The 20,517-nt window shown below is 69.0% G+C and carries 18 protein-coding genes; 11 read left to right on the top strand and 7 right to left on the bottom strand.

Annotation, left to right across the window (positions count from 1 at the left end):
- Positions 1–11: 11 nt before the first annotated feature.
- Positions 12–2,036 (bottom strand): CocE/NonD family hydrolase, encoded by a 2,025-nt coding sequence (locus FK531_RS02870; protein WP_435531001.1) that lies wholly within the window; start codon positions 2,034–2,036, stop codon positions 12–14.
- A 282-nt stretch (positions 2,037–2,318) separates the two neighbouring features.
- On the opposite strand from FK531_RS02870, the gene FK531_RS02865 reads away from it, so the two are divergent.
- The 6 genes from FK531_RS02865 to FK531_RS02840 all read left to right on the top strand — a co-directional run bounded on the left by FK531_RS02865 (position 2,319) and on the right by FK531_RS02840 (position 6,820).
- Positions 2,319–3,062: a GTP pyrophosphokinase gene (locus tag FK531_RS02865; protein WP_246097787.1), complete on the top strand. Its 744-nt coding sequence runs from the start codon at positions 2,319–2,321 to the stop codon at positions 3,060–3,062.
- A gap of 79 nt (positions 3,063–3,141) precedes the next feature.
- Positions 3,142–3,414: a DUF1876 domain-containing protein gene (locus FK531_RS02860; protein ID WP_142095097.1), complete on the top strand. Its 273-nt coding sequence runs from the start codon at positions 3,142–3,144 to the stop codon at positions 3,412–3,414.
- Between the two features lie 222 nt (positions 3,415–3,636).
- Positions 3,637–4,566 carry an ABC transporter ATP-binding protein gene (locus tag FK531_RS02855; RefSeq protein ID WP_142095096.1) on the top strand — a complete coding sequence of 310 codons (930 nt, stop codon included), beginning with the start codon at positions 3,637–3,639 and terminating at the stop codon, positions 4,564–4,566.
- Complete coding sequence (locus FK531_RS02850) at positions 4,563–5,414, top strand: ABC transporter permease (RefSeq protein ID WP_142095095.1); 852 nt, start codon at positions 4,563–4,565, stop codon at positions 5,412–5,414. The genes FK531_RS02855 and FK531_RS02850 overlap by 4 nt, the downstream gene beginning before the upstream one ends.
- Entirely contained in the window at positions 5,404–5,646 is a 243-nt protein-coding gene (locus tag FK531_RS02845; RefSeq protein WP_142095094.1) for a helix-turn-helix transcriptional regulator, read from the top strand. Before FK531_RS02850 ends, FK531_RS02845 begins: the two co-directional genes overlap by 11 nt.
- A 334-nt stretch (positions 5,647–5,980) precedes the next feature.
- Positions 5,981–6,820: an alpha/beta fold hydrolase gene (locus tag FK531_RS02840; RefSeq protein WP_142095344.1), complete on the top strand. Its 840-nt coding sequence runs from the start codon at positions 5,981–5,983 to the stop codon at positions 6,818–6,820.
- Between the two features lie 206 nt (positions 6,821–7,026).
- On the opposite strand, the gene FK531_RS02835 is transcribed toward FK531_RS02840, so the two are convergent.
- The 3 genes from FK531_RS02835 to FK531_RS02825 all read right to left on the bottom strand — a co-directional run bounded on the left by FK531_RS02835 (position 7,027) and on the right by FK531_RS02825 (position 9,882).
- Positions 7,027–7,464 (bottom strand): DUF6924 domain-containing protein, encoded by a 438-nt coding sequence (locus FK531_RS02835; protein WP_181762788.1) that lies wholly within the window; start codon positions 7,462–7,464, stop codon positions 7,027–7,029.
- 422 nt (positions 7,465–7,886) lie between these two features.
- Positions 7,887–9,167, bottom strand: coding sequence for an RNA polymerase sigma factor (locus tag FK531_RS02830; protein WP_142095093.1), 1,281 nt, complete (start codon positions 9,165–9,167; stop codon positions 7,887–7,889).
- 1 nt (position 9,168) lies between these two features.
- Positions 9,169–9,882, bottom strand: coding sequence for a YciI family protein (locus tag FK531_RS02825; protein ID WP_142095092.1), 714 nt, complete (start codon positions 9,880–9,882; stop codon positions 9,169–9,171).
- A 293-nt stretch (positions 9,883–10,175) separates the two neighbouring features.
- On the opposite strand from FK531_RS02825, the gene FK531_RS02820 reads away from it, so the two are divergent.
- From FK531_RS02820 to FK531_RS02805, 4 genes are all read left to right on the top strand, one after another.
- Positions 10,176–11,627, top strand: a complete 1,452-nt coding sequence (locus FK531_RS02820) for an MFS transporter (RefSeq protein WP_246097786.1) — start codon at positions 10,176–10,178, stop codon at positions 11,625–11,627.
- A gap of 24 nt (positions 11,628–11,651) precedes the next feature.
- On the top strand, positions 11,652–12,200 hold the full coding sequence (locus tag FK531_RS02815; protein ID WP_142095090.1) for a TetR/AcrR family transcriptional regulator: 549 nt from the start codon (positions 11,652–11,654) through the stop codon (positions 12,198–12,200).
- 115 nt (positions 12,201–12,315) lie between these two features.
- Positions 12,316–16,194 (top strand): Pls/PosA family non-ribosomal peptide synthetase, encoded by a 3,879-nt coding sequence (locus tag FK531_RS02810; protein WP_142095089.1) that lies wholly within the window; start codon positions 12,316–12,318, stop codon positions 16,192–16,194.
- Between the two features lie 14 nt (positions 16,195–16,208).
- Positions 16,209–17,555 carry a M1 family metallopeptidase gene (locus tag FK531_RS02805; RefSeq protein WP_142095088.1) on the top strand — a complete coding sequence of 449 codons (1,347 nt, stop codon included), beginning with the start codon at positions 16,209–16,211 and terminating at the stop codon, positions 17,553–17,555.
- Between the two features lie 10 nt (positions 17,556–17,565).
- Here FK531_RS02805 and FK531_RS22205 read toward each other — a convergent pair whose 3' ends face one another.
- The gene (locus tag FK531_RS22205; protein ID WP_181762809.1) at positions 17,566–17,715 is read right to left on the bottom strand and encodes a hypothetical protein; all 150 of its coding nucleotides are present in this window, start codon (positions 17,713–17,715) and stop codon (positions 17,566–17,568) included.
- On the opposite strand from FK531_RS22205, the gene FK531_RS02800 reads away from it, so the two are divergent.
- Complete coding sequence (locus tag FK531_RS02800; RefSeq protein ID WP_246097784.1) at positions 17,708–18,592, top strand: helix-turn-helix transcriptional regulator; 885 nt, start codon at positions 17,708–17,710, stop codon at positions 18,590–18,592. The genes FK531_RS22205 and FK531_RS02800 overlap by 8 nt on opposite strands.
- Here the strand turns inward: FK531_RS02800 and FK531_RS02795 are convergent.
- Together FK531_RS02795 and FK531_RS02790 are read right to left on the bottom strand one after the other, a co-directional pair.
- Entirely contained in the window at positions 18,558–19,820 is a 1,263-nt protein-coding gene (locus FK531_RS02795; protein ID WP_142095086.1) for an MFS transporter, read from the bottom strand. The genes FK531_RS02800 and FK531_RS02795 overlap by 35 nt on opposite strands.
- The gene (locus FK531_RS02790) at positions 19,817–20,473 is read right to left on the bottom strand and encodes a GntR family transcriptional regulator (RefSeq protein ID WP_142095085.1); all 657 of its coding nucleotides are present in this window, start codon (positions 20,471–20,473) and stop codon (positions 19,817–19,819) included. The genes FK531_RS02795 and FK531_RS02790 overlap by 4 nt, the downstream gene beginning before the upstream one ends.
- Positions 20,474–20,517: the final 44 nt, after the last annotated feature.

Here is a 20,517-nt window from a genome sequence, read left to right as displayed (position 1 = left end):
CTCGCCGACGGTCAGCCGAGCCGGGTTCCGACCGGGACGTTGACGAAGCTGGGCGCGGCGGGGTCGAGCACCAGGTGCTGCGGCTTGAGCCCGCTCTCGTTGAGCAGCGGACGCAGCAGCATGCCCTTCGGGAAATTGCCGGCGAACACGTCGACGCGGAGCCGGTGGCCGGGCTGAAGGATCGAATCGGTGGCCGTCAGCCCGACGTCGAGAGCGGTGGGCTGACCGGGGACGACCGGCTGCCGGGACGCCAGGCTCAAGACGTAGAAGGGATCGGTCAGGTCGCCGTTCGGGGACCGCTGGCTCTGCGAGTCGTCGATCGCCCGGAGGGACGAGGTGAGCTGGCCGCTCGTGAGCACCGTCGACGTGCCGTCGGGGGCAACGTCATTGAGGGTGGCGGACCAGTAGCCGTCAGTGGCGTCGAGGACGGTGTTGAGGTGCACGTTCACCGCGCCGGAGATCTCGGTCGGCTCGCTCACCGGCGCACTGGTGAAGGTCAGTGCGTTCCGTTCGGCGATGCGAGAGTCCTTGGCGCAGGCGTCGAGCACCGCGGTGACGCCGATGGTCTCCTGGGCCGAGTCACGGGAGCAGAGTGTCGCGAGTCCCGGCGCGACGGTGAGCGACGTGGTTCCGGTCGGCGCTGTCGCGGTAAGGCTGCCGTCGTGCACGCTGTCCGGGCTGGTGCCGCTCGGCTGCGCCCCCAGGTACATCCGCTGATGGGTCATCCCCGCGCGGGGGAACTGATCCGTGGTGGTCCACCCGTTGCCCTGCTGGTACGAGGTGATCGGCCCGTAGGTCTCGATGCCGTTGTCGATGCCCTTGAGCCAGTGGTCGAACCAGGCGCGCTGGAGCACGTCGAGCCGCGGCGGGTTGCCCGGCTCACCGAATCCGGTGCCGAAGTTCAGGTGGTAGGTGTCCCCCATGATCAGCTGCTTCTCGCCGGGCGGCAGCGGGATCGCGTTGTAGATCTTCGGTTCACTGTTGGTGAAGATGTCGTGCCAGCCGCCGTAGACCATGGTCGGCGTCTCGATGTTCTCCGGGTGCGACATCAGGTCCCGGCGCAGCGAGCTGTTCGGGTCGAGCAACCGCTGCAGGTCCGGCGGCACGTCGTTCACGGTGGGAATCGTGAGCGCGTTCATCAGCAGCGGGACGAACGTGAGCGGATCGGACTGCCGGTCCGCCAACCACTTCCAGTCGAACGTGCCGTTCAGCAGCGACTGCACGTCCGGCAGCCACTTCATCCCGTTGACGGCGGCCAGCCAGACGGGCATGAATCCGATGCCGATGCCGCCGCCCGGCGCGACGACGTCGCGCAGAATGTCGCCGCCCGGCTCCACCGGGACGATGGCCTTCAGCGCGGCCGGGCGTTTGCTCGCGGCCTGCACCTGGTTGATCGCAGAGTAGGACACGCCGTTCATCCCGACCTTGCCGTCCGACCACTGCTGCTTGGACGCCCAGTCGATGGTCTCCACGGTGTCCTGCTGCTCGCGCCCCTGAAACACCTGCCAGTCGCCCTCGGAGAAGCCGGTGCCGCGCACGTCGACGACCACCTGGGTGTAGCCGCTCTGGACCAGCTTGGGATCCATGCTGAACGTCCGCAGGCCGCCGCCGGAGGTCACCTTGATCAGGTCGGCGAGCCCGCTGACCGGCGTGCCCGACAGGTTCAGGTTCCGCGCGAACGCCATGATCGGGTCGCCGAGCTGCGGGACCGCCAGCGCCGCCTCCGCGATCGCGGACACCAGCTTGGTGTACGGGGTCATGTTGACCACGACCGGCGTCTTCGTGTCGACGGCTCGCCCGGAGGCATCCGCGGGGCGGTAGACGTTGGCCTTGAGTACGACGCCGTCACTCATGGTGATCGGCACGTCCCAGTCGATGTGCATACCGGGGTACTGCTGCGGGCCGTCCTCGGCCGCTGTCCACTTCGCGCCGAGGCTGCCACCGTCGGGCGTGGTGGCTGCTGTGGCCGCGGGTGCGAACGGGAACGTCAGTAGTACCCCGACGGCGGTCACGAGAGCGGCTTTCGCCACCTTCACGGTCAACGGTCTCCCCCTGTCGACAAACAGACAGCCCGGTCACCGCAGGTCGGGCAACCGCGCAATCCGGGCGCCAACCAGCGGGGACGGGCAATACCGAGAAAACACTAGGTGAATAGTCCCGGTTAACTTTCGACTGTAACGGAGGTCACACCATGCTCCGGCTGCGCCGGGTTACCAGCCGGTAGCCGAGGCGGTGGCGACCAGACGGCACACTGGATAGTGAGCACAGACACCGCGCCGCCGGACCCACGGCGGCGCGACCGCAGCGAGGAAGCATCCGTGAGCACGCATTTCTCCGGTGACGGAGTCGAACCCGAACTGGCGATCCTGTCCGACATGTTCCGCGACACGACCTGCACCGAAACGACCGCACCCGAGGAGCCGACAGTCGACTCGTTGCGGGACCTGCAGCAGCAGCTGACCCGGTTCCGGCTGAACTACAAGTTCGCGATCGACGCGACACTCACGAAGATCACCATCCTGCGCGAGGAGTTCGAGCTCACCCACGACTACGGCCCGATCGAGCACGTGAACAGTCGTCTCAAGTCGATGGAGTCGCTGCTGCAGAAGGCGGTCCGGATCGGGTGCCCGCCCGACATCGACTCGATCCGCGACCAGATCCGCGACATCGCGGGAATCCGGGTCACCTGCGCGTTCGTCTCCGATGCGTACTGGGTCGCGGAGATGCTCACCAGCCAACCCGATGTCACGCTCATAGAGGTCAAGGACTACATCGTCGCCCCGAAGCCGAACGGCTACCAGAGCCTGCACCTGATCGTGCAGGTGCCGGTGTACCTCTCGGACCGCACCGAGATGACCTACGTGGAGATCCAGATCCGAACCATCGCAATGGATTTCTGGGCCAGCCTCGAACACAAGATCTACTACAAGTTCAACAAGGCGGTTCCGCAAAGACTGCTCGAGGAACTCAAGCAGGCCGCCGACGCCGCCACCGAACTGGACCGGACCATGGCCAGACTCCGCGACGAGGTCGCCGCGATTGAGAGCGCCGCGGGGTCGTGAACCGGACGACGGCCCTTGCCCGAGCGCGCACATCGGAGTGGGATCGAAGTAGGAATCCGAAACCTCCGGGAGGCCCACGATGAACGGCGCAAAGCACTGGACCGTCACGATCGACATCGACGAGCGGGACCCCCAGACCCGCGCCGAGGCGAGGCTGGAGCGCTCGGCGCCGGTAGGCATGATCACCGGCGAGGGCCTGGCGCGCTGCAGTCCGTCCGACGGTTCGGTCCCCCAGATCGGCGACGAGCTGGCCGCGGCGCGGGCCCTGTCCGACCTGGCGCACAAGCTGCTCGAGGAGGCGTCGGAGGACATCCAGACCAGCACCCATCGGCCGGCGCACCTCTGGGCCTGAGCGAATCGACAGTTGCCCCGCGTCGACCGTCCTTACTCGGACAACCACCCGGGCTGAGATCGAACGGCCGAAGTGCACTGTCGGCCTTCGGCACTCAGGTCTTCGCGGCCGCGAATCGATCCGTCCTCTCATGACTCCGCTGTACGCATGTGCGGAGTATTGCCACCTCGGAATGTAGTAGTTATGCTACAAATCATCGAAGGATGATGACTGGGAGGGCTCATGAGTTCGAGTAACGGGGTTGTGCTCGACGTCGACAAGCTGCAGATGCGGTACGGCGCCACAGACGTTCTGCGTGACGTGACATTCCAGGCCCGACGCGGCGAGGTGCTGGTCATGCTCGGCCCGAACGGGGCGGGCAAGACCACCACCATCGAGATCCTGGAAGGCTTCCGCAGGCGTTCGGCCGGCCGCATCGCCGTCCTGGGTGCCGATCCCGAGCAGGGCGACGAGCACTGGCGATCCAGGATCGGCGTCGTCCTGCAGTCCTGGCGCGACCATGCCAAGTGGCGGGTGCGCGAACTGCTCGACCATCTGAGCACCTTCTACCGGCCCTACTTCATCGATCGAGTCCAAGAGCCTTGGAACACAGCAGAACTCATCGCACTTGTCGGGCTCACCGAACAGGCGGGCGACAGGATCGCCACGCTGTCCGGCGGCCAGCGCCGCCGGCTGGACGTCGCGATCGGTATCGTGGGCCGTCCGGAACTGCTGTTCATGGACGAACCGACCGCGGGCTTCGATCCCGCGGCCCGCAGGGACTTTCACGATCTGGTGCACCGCCTGTCCGACCTCGAGGACACGACGGTGCTGCTGACCACACACGATCTCGACGAGGCAGAGAAGATCGCCGACCGGATCCTGATCCTGGCAGGCGGACGCATCATTGCCGACGGCTCGGCCGACGAACTGTCACGCACGATCGCCGGCGAAGCCGAGGTGCGCTGGACCGTCGACGACCAGCGCTTCGTCCACACCACCACGGAGTCCACGAAGTTCGTCCACGAACTGTTCAAGCAGCACGGTGACCGCATCGGAGAACTCGAAGTGCGCCGCGCCTCACTGGAAGACACCTACATGACGCTGGTGCGTCGCCACGAATCCGGCGAGGTCGCGTCCACAGTCCACACTCTCGCGGAGGTCGCCCGATGAATCCCACCGCCACCGCTGTCCGCGCCGGCTTCGCGCGTGGATGGATCGAGTTTCGTCAACTGTTCACCACAGGCCCCGACCTCATCGGTCAGTTCCTCATGCCGGCGATCACACTGGCCACGCTGTACCTGCTGCGCGACCGCAGCTACCAGGGCACCGACCTCTCGATCGCCGAACTTGCACTGCCCGGACTACTCGGCAGCATCATCGTGTTCAACGGCCTGTTCGCGGTCACCAACGTGCTGGTGCTCGACCGAGAGGACGGCACGCTGCTGCGGGCCAAGACCGCACCCAACGGGATGATCGGCTATTTCATCGGCAAGATCGTGTCCGCCACGGGATCGGTTGTGGTGCAGGTGATTGTCGTGCTGGCGGCGGGCATGGTGATCATCGGAGGGTCTTCGCTCGACGGGGCAGGTGCATGGGCGACATTCGCCTGGGTCCTGCTGCTCGGTCTGCTCGCCGCGCTGCCGGTCGGGGCCGTTCTCGGCGCCGTCCTCGAGGGTCCGCGGGCGACCTTCCTTCTCACGATGCCGTTGATGGGGCTGGTCGCCGTCTCGGGCATCTTCTATCCGATCACCGCACTGCCCGGCTGGCTGCAGGGCATGGGTCAGGCGTTCCCGATCTACTGGGTCGGCCTCGGCATGCGCTCGGCGTTGCTGCCCGCCGACGCGGCCGCGATCGAGATCGACCAGTCGTGGCGGCACCTCGAAACAGCGGCAGTACTCGGCACGTGGGCCGTCGCGGGACTGCTGATCGCGCCGGTAGTGTTGCGACGCATGGCGCGTCACGAATCAGGATCGAGCATGGCCGAGCGGCGGGACAAGGCGATGCAGCGTGCCTTCTGAAGTCATCTACAACCGGATTGCGATGCTGCGTGCCGAGCGGGGCATCTCGCGGCGGGAGCTGGCCGAGGCGTTGGGCGTCCACTATCAGACTGTGGGGTACCTCGAACGCGGCGAGTACAGCCCCAGCCTGCACCTGGCGCTGCGAATCGCCGCACATTTCGAGGTAGCGGTGGAGGTCGTGTTCTCGACCGAACCCTTTCCCCGGCTGGGGTCGGGGTCCGAGACCGCGTAACTGACGTCGGGCCAGATCCATCGCCCGTCCCTGGCCATGCCTCGGCCTTCTCGGCGACCTGCTGCCGAGCAGGGCGGTACTCGATCATTTGATACTCGCCCTTCGGGAACCAGTAGGTATCGACTCGAATCGCTTCGTAGATCGGGAATCCGGCGTTTCGCAACGCTGCCTCGAACAGGAGGTCGCCGCCCGCGACGCCGATGAGTGCCGCGACCGTGCCGGGCGTGGACACGATTTCGGCCGTACCGATGACTTTCGGGTGCATTCGTCGTCTATATCTGTGGATACAGCAACAGACAGGAGTCGAGGCATGACGAGACCGTTTCGATGTGGCATGACCTCGGTACGGGCGAACGGGGTGGATCTCGGGATCGAGAGCGTCGGCCGCGAGGACGATCCCCTGGTCCTGCTGGTCGGCGCCACAACGATGTTGTCCTGGCCCGACGCACTGTGCGAGCGGCTCGCGTCGGGCGGGCGGCGTGTGGTCCGCTACGACCTGCGTGACTCCGGCGCATCGACGACCCTCGACCCGGAGAATCCGGCGTACGACCTCCGGGATCTCGCCGCCGACGCGGCCGCGCTGGTCGGGGCGCTGGGCGCCGGGACCGCCCTTCTCGGCGGGGTCGGCGTCGGTGGGATGGTCGCTCAGGTCGCCGCGCTGGACCACCCGGACGTGTTCTCCGCACTGACTCTCGTCGGCACCCGGCCGGTGGCGCCGGGCCCGGTCGACGAGGACCTGCCGGACCACGACCTCGCGGTCATGGGCGCGCTGTTCTCCCGCCCCCGGCCGGACTGGACCGACCGAGATGCCGTGGCGGCGTTCGCCGCCGAGGGTGCCGAGCCGATGGGCAACGATCCGGAGGAGTCGCGGGCGACAGCGGCCCGAGTCTGGGACCGGACGCCGTCGAGCGATCCCGCAGTGCACCAGGCGAACCAGCTCGGGATGGTGTTCTCCCGGATCGACTGCGCCCCGCGATGGCGGGAGCGGCTCGGTGAACTCGACGTGCCCACGCTCGTGGTGCACGGTCGTGCCGACCCGTTCTTCCCGGTCGGCAACGGCGAGGTCCTCGCCGCCGAGATCCCCGCGGCGCGACTGCTCGTCCTCGACGACATGGGTACCGCCCTGCGGCACGCCGCGGCCGACCAGGTCGCTGCCGCCATGCTCGCCCTCTGACCGCTCGGCTGGGCGCACTGGGGTTCGCCCCGGTCAGGGGCGTGCGACGAGATGCTGGGCGATCGAAGGAGCGAGACATCCCAGCCTCGTCCGGGCTCACGACCCGTCATCACCTAAACCGTTGTGGCGATGGGCAACTCAACCGAGCGATGGCTAAAACGCGGCGTCACATGGCGGAACTATCGCACCGTCATCAGCCTTGAACATCAAAAGCCTCGATAGATCCGGTCGGGAATCGAATCGGCGGTGTCCGCGAAGTCACTGAAGTCCATGTTGCCCAGGGACAGGTTGTTCTCGATCGACCACATAGAGGGGGGAACGACGCGAACCGTGCGGCCCGGCTCCCGATTGAGATCGACAGCGAGGATCGGGTGTTCGGGGTGACCAAATGTCAGCGAGTCAGCAAGAAAGACGAAGTATGGCGGCGGTGACGGGACGAGACCGACAAGCTCCTCCGGCATCAGATCGTGGAGTGTTGACTCGCTGATGCACTCCAAACTCGCACAGAACGCAGCATCCTCGGGGGCGGGACCGCCGAGTCCGGATGCCACATCACAGAGCCGCTGCCATGCGGCATCGTCGCTGAAGTCTGTCCTCAGAAGCAGCGCACCGCTACCCGACGATTCTGGAAGCTTACGAGTCACGAAATCACAGTATCGGGCCGATTGAGGCGAGGTCCTTGTGAACTCGCCGCGCAGTCAATCTGGCATCGCTGTTCGCTGAGGAGACACCCGCAGCTGACGATGACATCTCCCGTGTCCGATGCCTTATGGCGTATTGGAAGGCTTGACAGCACATAGCAGCGCCAAGGAGAAACTCTTACGACACAGACACCGACAGCACCGCCGCGTTCGACGTCTTCGACCCCGACACCACCCGCGCCCAGGCCTGCACCCGCTACCTCCTGTTCGCCGCCCGCGGCGAAAACCCCACCATCCTCGCCCAACGCGCCAAAGCCCTCGAACTGCTCCTCGTCGACGACGTCAACACCTCCGCCGCGACAGAAACCTCTCGCCACCCCGCACCCGTACGTCGGTGCGGGTGAGATGCGTTAGGGCTCCGGAGTTCAGCGCTGACGCGCAGACCGGACCTCCGACAGGCGCCGCCGCAGGAACCGCTCCACGGCATCGTTCGACGGCAACTCGAGCGCGGCGAGGTATGCGAGTTCGGCCTCCTCCTGCCGACCGGCCCGGCGCAACAGGTCGGCGCGGACCGGGCGCACCAGCCGGTCCAGCCGCGGGTCTCCGTCGATCTCGTCGAGAACGGCCAGGCCTCGCTCGTACCCGTCCCGAAAGCCGACAGCGACGGCTCGGTTCACCGCGACCACCGGCGACCCGGTCAGCTCGAACAGTCGCTCGTACGCACCGGCGATCACCGACCAGTCGGTGTCCTCCCAGGTCTCGGCCCGCGCGTGCGCCGCCGCGACGATCGCCTGCGGCAGGTAGCTGCCGGTGGAACGCCGGGCCGCGAGCAGGCACCGAGTGCCGTCCTCGATCCGCCGCCGGTCCCACCGCGAACGGTCCTGCTCCTCCAGCGGCCGGGCGGCGCCGTCCGCGTCGAGCCGCTCCGCTCGGCGACTGTCCTGCAACAGCATCAGCGCCTGCAGCGCCCAGGCGTCCGGCTCGTCGGGCATCAGTTCGGTGAGCAGGCGCCCGAGCCGGATCGCCTCCTCGCACAGGTCCGCGCGAATCGACGGCCCGGCCGAGGTCCGGGTCGCTTCGCCGGCTCTGCTCGGGGTCGCCGAGTACCCCTCGGTGAACACCAGGTAGATGCAGGCGAGAACCTGCGGAACCCGCTCCGGCAGTAGATGTTCGGGCGGCAGCCGGAACGGGATCGCGGCGTCGCGGATCTTCGACTTGGCGCGGGTGAGCCTGCGTGTCACGGTCGACTCGGTCTGCAGGAACGCCCGCGCGATCTCGGCGGCCGTCAGCCCGCACACCAGCCGCAGGGTCAGCGCGACCTGCGCCTCCCTGGACAGCGCCGGGTGGCAACAGGTGAACACGAGTCGGAGCTGGTCGTCTCGCACCGGCCACACCTCCTCCCCCTCACCGTTCGGCTGCGCAAGCCGAGACGAGTCGAATTCCTTGGCGTCACGCTGAGATTCGCGACGAATCCGGTCCAGGGCCCGGTTACGGGCAACCGTCGTGATCCAGGCACCGGGATTACGCGGAACCCCCGACCCCGGCCAGGTCCGCATGGCGTCGACGAACGCCTCCTGCACCGCGTCCTCCGCCAGCTGGAGGTCCCCGACGATCCGCGCGACCGTGGCGAGCGCCCGCCCCGACTCCTCCCGGAACGCGCGCTCGAACGCGGGGTCCGGAGGGGTCGACGGGTGGGCGCCGGTCACGTCAGTCCCGCGTCCGCATGAGCTGACGAACCTCGACGCAGCCCTTGGGCCCGACCGGGATCTTCGCCGCGAGCGCGACCGCCGTCGCGCGTACCGGGGCGTCGAGGAAGTAGATGCCGCTGGCCAGTTCCGCGGACTCGGCGAACGGGCCGTCGGTGAGCAGCACCTCCCCCTCGCGGACACGCACAGTAGTCGCGGAATCCGGCGGGTACAGCGCGCCGCCGCCGCGGACCGCATCACCGGCGGACTTGCCGAACTCGGCGTGCCGGACATCGCACCGGTCCCATTCCTCACTGCCCGGGATCACCGCGTCGCCGCTCGGCTCGAGGAGCATCGCCAGCCACCAGTCACGGTCGATCTCGCCGGCTGTCGAGAAGTCGACCATCGGCCTCAGTTCGACGGCTCCGTCGCCTGCCGCCGGAATCCGGCGCGCCAGCTCGATCGCCTCGTCGAGGTTCTCGGTCGAGAGAACACAGAATCCGACGGCCACCTCGGCCGTCTCGGTGTACGGGCCGTCGGTGACCAGCGGGGCCCCGCCGTCGTGGCGGATCGTCGCGGCCGTGCTCGCGGGCTGCAGCGCCGCGTTCGCGACCACCGCGTCGCCCGCGGACTCGAAGAAGCTGCCGTAGGCCGCGGCGAGGGCGTCGAACTCCGCGGTGCCGGGGAGCACCGGCGGCTCGTTCGCGTCGCGGTAGAACAGTCCGAGGTAGTTCATGGTCATATCCTTCCTGGTCGAAAGGGTTCTTCGGAACCCCTCTACCAGTACGACGAACCGGCCACGCCCGATCGGACACTGCGCGCAATCAATCACCGGCGACGCCGGGATCGACTTCACCTCGGGCTCGACTTCCCGGGAGCACCGTTGCCCACCGACTCGCGGGGCCGCTTGACACACCTGGGGTGAACAACGTTCACTACGTCGAGGTGAACGGCGTTCACCCCGTCAGCCGTTCACCCGTGTGAGCCGTTCACCCCGTGTGAGCTACGAAATGTGCAATGGAGGGTGTCGTGACCACACCGCAGAAGACCCCGACATCGGGCGCCGCGATCACGGCGTTGCTGAGCATGGCGGGAATCGTCGTCGCGCTCCAGACGACGCTGGTGGTTCCCCTGCTCCCAGATTTTCCCGACATCCTCGGCGTCACCGACGCGGACGCCACGTGGCTGGTCACCATCACGTTGCTGACGGGGGCGATCGCCACGCCCATCGTCTCTCGCCTGGCGGACATGTTCGGCAAGCGACGGATGCTGGTGTTGTCGCTGACCATGATGGTGGCGGGGTCGCTCATCGCCGCGATCGGAGGCAGCTTCCTCGCGGTGCTGGTCGGACGCACCCTGCAGGGCTTCTCCTCGTCGCTCATCCCGGTGGCGATGGCCGTGCTGCGCGACGTCCTCCCGAGGGAGAAAGTGGCCGGTGCCGCCGCACTGATCAGCGCAACGATGGGTATCGGTGGAGCGATGGGACTGCCTGCCGCGGGCGTGCTCTACGACCACTTCGGCTGGGCGTCGGTCTTCTGGGTCTCGGCGGCAACCGGAAGCCTGCTCCTCCTCGGCGTCCTCATCGTGATTCCGGCGTCCGCGTCGGGAACGCGTGCACGGTTCGACGTGGTCGGCGCGATCGGGTTGTCGGTCGCGTTGACCGCATTGCTGTTGGGGATCTCGAAGGGGCCGACGTGGGGATGGTCGAGCCCGCACACCCTCGGAAGCCTCGCGGCGGCCGCCCTTGTCCTCGCACTGTGGGTCCCCTACGAGCTGCGTGCCGCGGCCCCGCTGGTCAACCTGCGAGTCTCCGCACATCGGCCCGTGCTGCTCACCAACATTGCCGGACTGTTCGTGGGGTTCTCGGCATACGCGAACACGCTGTCCACCACCCAGCAGTTGCAGCTGCCGGAGATCACCGGCTTCGGGTTCGGACTCAGCGCGGCGACCGCCGGCCTTTGCATGGTGCCCGGGGGCCTGGCCATGCTCGTGTTCTCGCCGCTCTCGGCGAGGATGACCGCTCGGTTCGGTGCCCGCACCACACTCGCCGTCGGCTGCATCGTGATGACCGGGGCGTATGTCTTCCGCATCGCCTTCGACAGCACCGTCACGCTGATCGTCGTCGGCACCGTGCTCGTGAGCATCGGCAACGCCATGGCCTACGCCACGATGCCGGCCCTGATCATGAGCTCCGTCCCCATGACCGAGACCGCCGCCGCCAACGGCCTCAACAGCCTGATGCGGACCGTCGGGTCGTCCAGCATGAGCGCGGTCGTCGCGGCACTGCTGACCGGCGTCACCGTCGAAGCGGCGGGACACGTCTTCCCCGCACACGGGGCCTTCGTCGCCATGTTCGCCGTCGCGGGCGTCGCCACGCTGTTGGCTACGCTGGCCGCCGGGTTCCTGCCGAAGGCGTCCGTCCCCCGCGCTGTTCCGGTGGCGGTCGGCGAGCGTGCGGCGGGGGCCACCACCAAGAGCTGACGCCTACGCGACGAGGACTGCCGGATGAGCGAGAGAACCACCCGCGACGTCATCCTCGACGCTGCGCGGAAATTGTTCACCGAACGCGGATTCACCCTCACGACGATCCGGGACGTCGCCGAGGCCGCGGACGTCTCACCGGCACTGGTCATGAAGCTGACCGGAAGCAAGGCCGAGTTGTTCCAGGCGGCCGCTCCGGAGGCGCCGATCCTCGAGGAACTCGACCGGCCGACCGAGCCGACCGGGTACCGACTGGTTCGAACCCTCGTCGAAAGGCGGGACTCGGGAGAGTTCGAGTACTGGGCCGTCGCCCCGTTCATTCTTCAGGAGGCCGCCGACCGCGACGCGGCGCGAGCGGAGATGACAGCCGGGTTCGTCCCGCGGATCGCCGCCAGGATCGGCGACGACTCGGCGGGCCAGGCGCGAGCCCGCCTGGTCGTCACGCTCCTGCTCGGCCTCGCCAGCGGATTGCGCACCTTCGAGATGGTGACGCCGGACGTGATCGACAGCGCCGGCCTCATCGCGACCTACGGCGCGCTCGTGCAGAACGTCATCGACAACGGCGAGCTGTGACCGCGGCGTAGTCTGCTCCCATGTCGTGTCCGGACATTCCGTTCACCGTCTCGCAAACTTGACGTGAGAGAACAACGCGAACAGTCAGCCGACACGAGAGAAGGAACCCCCGGCGTTGCACCTGCAGTCACGATCGGACTCCCAGCAGATCCCGACCGAGTACCTCCGGTCGCCGAACGCCCCCGCGCCGCGCACCCTCGTCGACATTCTCGCCGCGACCGCGCAGACCTTCCCTGACGCTCCGGCCGTCGACGACGGCGACACCGCACTGTCCTACGCGGAACTGCTCGACCATGTGCACCGCGGCGCCGCCTGGCTCGGCGAGGCGGGTGTCGGGGGCGGCGACCGGGTCGGCATCCGGATGCCGTCCGGCTCGAATTCCCTCTACGTGGCCATCCTGTCCGTGCTCGCCGCGGGCGCTGCCTACGTTCCGGTCGACGCCGACGACCCCGACGAGCGCGCGGAACTGGTCTTCGGCGAGGCCGCGGTCGCCGCGATCGTCACCGGCGACGGCATCGCACCCGGGACCGCGAACCGACGCGACGCGGTGGCACCCCGCACGCCGACGGTCGACGACGACGCCTGGATCATCTTCACCTCCGGCTCGACCGGCACCCCCAAGGGCGTCGCCGTCAGCCACCGCAGCGCTGCGGCCTTCGTCGACGCCGAGGCCCGAATGTTCCTGCAGCAGGACCCGATCGGGCCGGGCGACCGGGTGCTCGCCGGACTGTCCGTTGCGTTCGACGCGTCCTGCGAGGAGATGTGGCTGGCGTGGCGGCACGGCGCGTGCCTGGTGCCCGCGCCCCGGTCCCTGGTGCGCAGTGGCATGGACCTCGGTCCGTGGCTGGTCTCGCGGGACGTGACGGTGGTGTCGACGGTGCCGACCCTCGCCTCGCTGTGGCCGGCCGAGGCCCTCGAGGCGGTGCGGCTGCTGATCTTCGGTGGCGAGGCCTGCCCGCCGGAACTCGCCGAACGACTGGCCGTGCCCGGCCGCGAGGTGTGGAACACCTACGGCCCCACCGAGGCGACGGTCGTCGCGTGCGGCGCGTTGATGGACGGCACCGGGCCGGTGAGCATCGGGCTGCCGCTGGACGGCTGGGACCTCGCGGTGGTCGACGGCGACGGCATCCCGGTACCGGTCGGCGAGGTCGGCGAACTGGTGATCGGCGGGGTCGGCCTGGCCCGCTATCTCGACCCGGCCAAGGACGCGGAGAAGTACGCGCCGATGCCCTCGCTCGGCTGGGACCGCGCCTACCGCAGCGGCGATCTGGTGCGGCTCGAGACGGGCGGGCTGCTGTTCCAGGGTCGCGCGGACGACCAGGTCAAACTGGGCGGCAGGCGGATCGAACTCGGCGAGGTGGACAACGCCCTGCAGAACCTGCCCGGGGTCTCCGGCGCCGCGGCCGCGGTCCGCAAGACCGCGGCCGGGAACTCGATCCTGGTCGGCTATCTGGCCAGCACCGACCCCGACTTCGACCTCGGCGCGGCCCGGGATCAGCTGGCCGAGCAGCTGCCCGCCGCACTGGTACCCCGGCTGGCGCTGCTCGACGAGCTGCCGACCCGCACCTCGGGAAAGGTGGACCGGGCCGCGCTGCCCTGGCCGCTGCCGGGCACCGGCTCCGAGGACGCGGCGGCCGCCGCCGGCCTCGACGGCACCGCGGCGTGGGTGGCCGGGCTGTGGTCGTCGATCCTCGGCGCGCAGATCACCGGACCCGGCGACGACTTCTTCGCCGCGGGCGGCGGCTCGCTGGCCGCCGCCCAGCTGGTGACGGCGCTGCGTGAACGCTTCCCCGAGGTGACGGTCGCGCAGCTCTACGACCACCCGCGGCTCGGCTCGCTCGCCGACTTCCTCGACGAGCTCACCCCGATCGAGACGGCGCAGCCCCGCGACGTCGCTCCCACCCCGCGGTCCACGCAGTGGGCGCAGGTGCTCGCGACGATCCCGCTGACCACCCTGACCGGGCTGCAGTGGGTCACCTGGCTGGCGCTGGTGAACAACGTGCTCGGCTGGTTGGTGGACGTGCCGTGGGCACCGACACTGTCCTGGTGGTGGGTGCTGGTCGCGCTGATCCTGTTCATCAGCCCGCTCGGCCGGATGTCGATAGCGGTCGGCGGCTCCCGGCTGCTGCTGCGCGGCCTCGAACCGGGGACGTACCCGCGCGGCGGTCCCGAGCACGTCCGGCTGTGGATCGCACACCGGCTCACCGAGGCCAGCGGCGCAGCGAACCTGTCCGGCGCCCCCTGGATGATCTACTACGCCCGCGCGCTCGGCGCGAAGGTCGGGCGCGGTGTCGACCTGCACACCCTGCCGCCGGTGACCGGCATGCTCGAGCTCGGCGACGGCTGCTCGGTGGAACCGGAGGTCGATCTGTCGGGGCACTGGATCGACGGCGACGTGGTGCACATCGGCGAGATCAAGATCGGTGACGGCGCGGCGGTCGGAGCCCGATCGACCCTTCTGCCCGGCGCCCGGGTCGGTCGGAACGCCGAGGTCGCCGCCGGTTCCGCGGTGATCGGCCGGGTCAAGGCCGGACAGAGCTGGGCCGGCTCCCCCGCCGTCAAGGTCGGCAAGGCCGTGCACCCGTGGCCCGCGGAGCGACCGCGGCGCGCGACCCAGTGGGTGCCCGTCTACGGCGCGACGTCGGTCGCGATCGCCGGACTGCCGATCCTGGCACTGGCCGCGGGCATCGCGCTGATCGGCTGGGGCGTGCACGGCACACCCGACCTCGGATCGGCGATGCTGCGGGCGCTGGCCTGGCTGCCGGGCGCCACCCTGCTGACACTGTTCGTGTTCGCCGCGCTGACGGTGGTCGCGGTCCGGGCGCTCGGTGTCGGGCTGTCCGAGGGCTACCACCCGGTGCGCAGCCGGGTCGGCTGGCAGGTGTGGGCCACCGAGAGACTGCTCGACTCCGCCCGAACCTTCCTGTTCCCGCTGTACGCGAGCCTGCTCACCCCCGGCTGGCTGCGCCTGCTCGGCGCGAAGGTCGGCAAGAACGTCGAGGCCTCCACCGTGCTGCTGCTGCCGAAGTTCACCACCGTCGCGGACGGCGCCTTCCTCGCCGACGACACGATGATCGCCTCCTACGAACTCGGCGGCGGCTGGCTGCACATCCAGGAGGCGAAGGTCGGCAAGCGCGCGTTCCTCGGCAACTCCGGCATGGCCGGTCCGGGTCGCCGGGTGCCGAAGAACGGTCTGGTCGCGGTGCTCTCGGCCGCACCGAGCAAGGCGAAGTCCGGGTCCTCGTGGTTGGGCAGCCCGCCGGTGCGGCTGCGGCGGTCCGCCAGCGACACCGACGCCGCCCGCACCTTCGAGCCGCCGCTGCGCCTCAAGATCGCGCGGGCGGTGGTCGAGACCTGCCGGCTGATCCCGGTGATGGTCACCTTCGGCATCGGCCTCGGAGTGCTGTTCGCCCTGCAGGCGATGGCGGGCGCGGCCGGGTTCTGGCTGGCGGCGCTGCTCAGCGGCGCCGTGCTGCTGGTCGCGGGTGCGGTGGCCGGGACGGTGTCGGTGGCCGCAAAGTGGTTGGTGGTCGGGCGAATCGACAAGGTCCAGCACCCCCTGTGGAGTTCGTTCGTGTGGCGCAACGAGGTGTCGGACGCCTTCGTCGAGACCGTCGCGGCGCCCTGGTTCGCGCGGGCCGCGACCGGCACCGCGGTTCTGAACGTCTACCTGCGCGGAATGGGCGCACGGATCGGCCGCGGCGTGTGGTGCGAGTCGTACTGGCTGCCGGAGGCCGACCTGGTGACTCTCGGCGACGGCGCGACCGTCGAACGCGGCTGCGTTGTGCAGACGCACCTGTTCCATGATCGGATCATGGCCATGGACACCGTCACCCTCGGCAAGGGAGCAACCCTGGGACCGCACTGCGTCGCACTGCCCGCCTCCGGAATCGGCGACGGCGCCACCGTCGGACCGGCCTCGCTGGTGATGCGCGGGGACGTGGTGCCGCCGAACACCCGCTGGCAGGGCAACCCGATCGGGCCCTGGAACTGACGGGGGCGACGCACATGGTGAAGCCGGGAAAATTCTACGAGGAGCCGATCGACCCGTACCTGCCGTCGGCGGGCAACCGCGGCTACCGGGTGTCACGGTACGAACTGGACCTGACCTACAAGGTGTCCAGTAACCGGCTCGCGGGCAAGGCATCGATCACGGCTGCCACCACCGAGATTCGGCCGCGATTCGCCTTCGACCTGTCGCAGTCGCTCGCGGTCTCGAAGGTGACGGTCAACGGATCGCGTTCCGTCAAGTACACCCACCAGCACGGCAAGTTGACCGTCACGCCCGCGCACAAGATCCCGGCGGGTGGCGCGTTGTCGGTGACGGTGCAGTACGCGGGCACCCCGAAGCCGGTCCGCGGACCGTGGGGCGAGGTCGGGTGGGAGGAGCTGACCGAGGGCGCGATCGTCGCGAGCCAGCCGAACGGCGCCGCGTCCTGGTTCCCGTGCGACGACCATCCCAGTTCCAAGGCCAGCTACGAGATCTCGATCACGACGGATTCGCCGTACTACGCACTCGCGAACGGTGTGCTGGTCCGCAAGCAGACCCGCGCCAGCCAGACCACCTGGGTGTACGAGCAGAGCGAACCGATGGCCAGCTACCTCGCGACCATCCAGATCGGCCCCTACGAGCGTCGCCGGGTCACCCCCGCCCGACACCTGGTCACCGCGGAGGCTCCACTGGAGGTTCCGATGCACGCCGTTCTGCCGCAACGACTTCGGACGGCTTTCGAGCACGACTTCGGCAGGCAGCCGGAGATGATGGACACCTTCGTCCGACTGTTCGGCCCCTACCCGTTCGCCGACTACACCGTCGTGGTCACCGACGACGAGCTGGAAATTCCCATCGAGGCACAGGGCATGTCGGTGTTCGGCGCCAACCACTGCGACGGCAGGCGCGGGTCGGAGCGGCTCGTCGCCCACGAGCTGGCGCACCAGTGGTTCGGCAACAGTCTGACGCTCGGTGCCTGGCGCGACATCTGGCTGCACGAGGGCTTCGCCTGCTACGCCGAGTGGTTGTGGTCGGAGAACTCGGGCGGGCCGTCCGCGAAGGAGATTGCGGCGCAGGCGCACCGGACCCAGGCGGGACTTCCGTTCGACCTGCTGCTCGGCGACCCCGGTCCGCGGTTGATGTTCGACGACCGGGTTTACAAGCGCGGCGCGCTCACCCTGCACGCATTGCGCGAGATCCTCGGCGACGCGGCGTTCTTCGACCTCCTGCGGCAGTGGACGGCGAAGTACCGGCACGCGACGGTGACCACCGAGGAGTTCACCGACCTGGCAGCGCATTTCACCGATCGGCCGCTGCGGCCGCTGTGGGATGCGTGGCTCTGGTCGAAGCCGTTGCCCGCGTAGGCACATGCGCTCAGCCCCGCCGGACCGCAGCGAACGCGAAGCCCGCGGCCACCAGAACCACCGTACCCTCGGCAACCGCCGTCAGGCCCGCCGCTGCCGCGGACGGATGCGCGACCCAGGCCGTGATCCGGGTGAGGAACAGCGTTCCGAAGGTGGCCACTCCCAACACGTTTCCGAGTTGGACGGTGGTGGTGAGGAGCGTGGGGTTGCCGCCGGGGCCGCGGCGGCGCACCCCCGGATTACGCCGGGAGGAGGTCGCGCAACTGTCCGGCATCGGGATCACCTGGTACACCTGGCTGGAACAGGGCCGGGCGATCAATGTCAGCGTGCAGGTCCTCGACGCGGTCGCGCGGACGCTGTCACTCGATGCGGCGGAGAAGGCGCACTTGTACGGGCTGGCAGGAGTCCCCACCGTGCCGGTCTCGCACGAGGACGGCGAGCTTCCGCCCGAGATGCAGACCATTCTCGACCATCTGGACCCGCTGGGGGCCTGCGTGCTCTCCAACCGCTTCGACGTGCTCGCCTGGAACGAGGGGTACGCGGCACTCTTCCCCGGATGTGTTGACGCCGAACGCAACACACTGTGGGAGATGTTCACCACCCCGGACTGCTGCAATGCGTTCGTCAGCCGGACGGACGAACGAGCCCGCATGGTCGCCTACCTGCGGAGCGGATACGGCCGCAACCTCGGCGACCCGCGCTGGAGCGAATTCGTCGACCGACTCTGCGCGGCCAGCCCGGATTTCGCACGGATGTGGGCACGCAACGATGTCGCGTCCCCCGCCACCCGGACCCACGTCATCCGCAACGCCGCCATCGGCGAGGTGAGCATGGTGATGACCAACTTCACCCTGCCCGCCCCGGCCGGGGCCTGGGTGAAGGTCTTCACCCCCACCGACGGAGCCACCGCGGACACGCTCGCCAGACTCCGAGCGATGACGCTCGAGGAGCGGCGCGCACCGTTCCTCGAGCACCGTCAGCGCTACCACGCCGGCCTCGGCGCTACCGCGCGGTCTGGAGATGTGAGCGGCTCTTGACCACGACCAGTACCAGGCTCGCCGCGGCGACCACCACACCGACTACGAAGAGCATCGGATAGCTGAACACCCCGGGCCAGGCCTGCACGCACAGCGCCATCGCCGCCGGGATCGCGAACCCGATGTAGGTCAGCGAGTAGAACACCGCGGTCAGCCCGGCCAGGTCGTCGGGTGTGGCGATCCGCTGGATCTCCTGCAGTCCGGACACCATCGCCATGCCGTACCCGGAGCCGAGCACCGCGGCCGCGACGAGCGCCAGTGGCACCGTCAGCCGGTCGGCGGCCACCGCGGCGATCGCCATGCCCGCCACCAGGATTGCCAACGCGACGATCACGGCCCGGGCACTGTACGGGGTGTCGATGCGCCGTCCCAGCGCCTGGATCGCGAAGCCGCACGCCAGCGCCACCACGCACAGCAGCGACGAGAACGCGACCGGTCGACCGCCGCTGTGGTCGGCCATCAGTGAGGGCATCACTGCGTACGCGCAGCTGGCCGCGCCGAACACCCACGGCGCCACCGGCGCGATCACGAACCAGAAGCGGCGGTGCGCGACCGCGGGGATCTTCAGGTCCTCGTACAGCGGCCGCCGCTGGTCGACCGGCACTGCCGCGCGGGTCTCCGGCGCCGCGAACAGCGCGACCCCGGCGACGACGGTGATCGCGATGTGCAGCAGGTACGCCAGCACGGTCGGCCACGGCGCCCACTGAGCCAGCACGCCGGCCAGGCCCGCGCCGAGGGCGAATCCCGCGGTCAGGCTCATCGCCGCGCGACGTGCGCCGGACCCGGTCTGCGCCTTCGTGTCGAACGGGCGCACGCACAGTTCCTTGAGCCAGCTGCCGCCGACCACCATGCCGATGCCGAGCCCGATGCCGCTGAGGATCCGGCCCAGGACCAGCAGCACCGAACTGTCGGCGCCGACCGCGAGGATCAGCGATCCCACCGCCGCGATCAGCGGCGCGGGCAGCAGCACCGGCCTGCGGCCGAGCCGGTCGGACAGCGGACCCGCGAGCAACAACGCCGGCACGATGCCGATCACGTAGGCGAAAAGGAAGATGTCCACGGTCACCGGCGAGAACCCGTGGTCGAGGCGGTACATGACCAGCAGCGGGGTGAACTCGTTGCCACCCCAGGCGACGGCGAACATCACGGCCGCAACGAGTGCCCACGGCGCAATCGTGCGTGGGACGAAAGTGGTTGCAGCTGAGTGCTGGTCGGCCACGACGGTCATCGCGCACCTCCGCTCGGCAGACCCAGCCCGTGCACCTGGTGCATGTGCACCACGACTGCGGCGTCGTAACCGTCGGCGTCACCGGTCTCGATCAGGTCCGCGAGCCGGGTGTGGTCGTCGATGATCGACTGGAGCTGGAGCGGATCGCGGGCCAGCGAGCGCGCGGTCATCCGGCGCTGGCGCTCACGCAGGCTCGCGTAGAAGGCGTCGAGCAGTGGGTTGCCGCCCGCGCGCACGATCGCGCGGTGGAAATCGGCGTCGAGTCCGGTGAAGGTGGTGACGTCGCCGGCCGCGGCGACGGACCGCTGGTCGTCGAGGCAGGCGCGCAGTTCGCGGACGAGTTCGGCGCGCGCCACGGGGTCGGCTACGACGGTGCGCACGGCGGCGGCCTCGATGAGCCGGCGCGCGGAGACGACGTGCTCGGCCTCGCCGTCGGCGACGGGCACGATCAACGCCCCTCGCTTGGGGTAGAGCCGCATCCAGCCCTCGGCCTCGAGGCGCAGGAACGCCTCGCGCACGGGGGTGCGACTGGTCCCCATCTCGCTGGCGATCTCGCCCTCGCTGATGAGCTCGCCGCCCGGCAGGGCGGACGACAGGATCCGCTCCTTGACCTCGCGGTAGACCTGTTCCGCCGCCGAATACAACTTAGACACAAGATGTATTTATACGCCTTGCGAACTAACTCGGGACGGTCGGG

The organism is Rhodococcus spelaei (genome assembly GCF_006704125.1).
GTDB classification, from domain to species: domain Bacteria; phylum Actinomycetota; class Actinomycetes; order Mycobacteriales; family Mycobacteriaceae; genus Rhodococcus_G; species Rhodococcus_G spelaei.
The sequence above is the reverse complement of the archived record's forward strand: the minus strand, read 5'-3'. Positions and strand labels throughout refer to the sequence as shown.

Coding starts and splice junctions, on each gene's coding strand:
- FK531_RS02850 (WP_142095095.1), top strand. CDS start 4,563: ATGAATCCCACCGCCACCGCTGTCCGCGCCGGCTTCGCGCGTGGATGG.
- FK531_RS02825 (WP_142095092.1), bottom strand. CDS start 9,882: ATGAACTACCTCGGACTGTTCTACCGCGACGCGAACGAGCCGCCGGTG.
- FK531_RS02795 (WP_142095086.1), bottom strand. CDS start 19,820: ATGACCGTCGTGGCCGACCAGCACTCAGCTGCAACCACTTTCGTCCCA.
- FK531_RS02805 (WP_142095088.1), top strand. CDS start 16,209: ATGGTGAAGCCGGGAAAATTCTACGAGGAGCCGATCGACCCGTACCTG.
- FK531_RS02860 (WP_142095097.1), top strand. CDS start 3,142: ATGAACGGCGCAAAGCACTGGACCGTCACGATCGACATCGACGAGCGG.
- FK531_RS02855 (WP_142095096.1), top strand. CDS start 3,637: ATGAGTTCGAGTAACGGGGTTGTGCTCGACGTCGACAAGCTGCAGATG.
- FK531_RS02815 (WP_142095090.1), top strand. CDS start 11,652: ATGAGCGAGAGAACCACCCGCGACGTCATCCTCGACGCTGCGCGGAAA.
- FK531_RS02840 (WP_142095344.1), top strand. CDS start 5,981: ATGACCTCGGTACGGGCGAACGGGGTGGATCTCGGGATCGAGAGCGTC.